This window comes from Micromonospora sp. ATLC20 (genome assembly GCF_057196585.1).
This window is the reverse complement of sequence record NZ_JBXUOV010000400.1, coordinates 1-867: the sequence shown is the minus strand read 5'-3', so window position 1 is coordinate 867 and position 867 is coordinate 1. Positions and strand designations below refer to the sequence as shown.

General features: G+C 78.4%; 1 protein-coding gene. It reads right to left on the bottom strand.

The genetic code is table 11. The features are described from left to right. Nucleotides 1-192: 192 nt before the first annotated feature. Nucleotides 193-867, bottom strand: a 675-nt coding sequence (locus tag AC2CHG_RS31610) for a polysaccharide deacetylase family protein (RefSeq protein ID WP_484526231.1), incomplete at its 5' end; no start/stop codon positions are given.

Here is an 867-nt window from a genome sequence, read left to right as displayed (position 1 = left end):
ACCGGCGCGCGGGCGGCGGCCGCCGCCGGTGTCACGGAGGCCGGCAGCAGCAGGGCGGCGGCCAGCGCCACGAAGGATCCCCAGGTCCTCATGACCCGGACGCTAGCCACGCCGACCCGAACGGGTCACCGGCTCCGGGATTCGGGCCCCGGCACCGAGGTCAGGCGGTAGGCTCCGCTGCTCGCTCGCGGGTCAGCGCGCGCGGAGCCCGTGCCCGGCGAGCGGGCCGACCTGCCATCCGCGGCGGCGGCACTCGGCCAGCACTCGCGGGAGCGCGGCGAGACCGGCCCGCCAGGCGCCCGGCGCGGCGGTACGGGAGGAGTCGTGCAGCAGGATCGTGCCGCCCTCGTCCAGTCCGGTCAGGACGGTGCGCGCGACGGTGTCCGCGGTGGCGGTGGCGGTCCAGTCCCGGCCCCAGCAGCTCCACAGGACCGGCCGCAGGCGCAGCCGCCGGGCGGCCACCAGCGCGGCGGTGGTGAGCACGCCGTACGGGGGTCGCAGGAACCGGGGCGGACGGCCGGTCACGTCGGTGACCAGGTCGTACGTGCGGGTCAGGTCGCTGACGGTGCGGGCGGGGGCGCGCAGCAGCAGGTTGTCGTGCGTCCAGCCGTGCACGGCGATCTCGTGGCCGTCGCCGGCCACCCGGCGGCCCAGCGCGGGGTGGCGCGCCAGCATCGCGCCGAGCACGAAGAACGTGGCGCGGACCCGGTGCGCCGCCAGCACGTCCAGGACGTGGCCGGTGGACTCCGGGTCCGGGCCGTCGTCGAAGGTCAGCGCGACCCGGCCGGGCGTCCCGAGCCCGTGCAACCCGGGCAGCAGCCGTCGCCGCAGCGCGGGCAGCGCCGTCACCGCCGGCGCCGCGTGCAG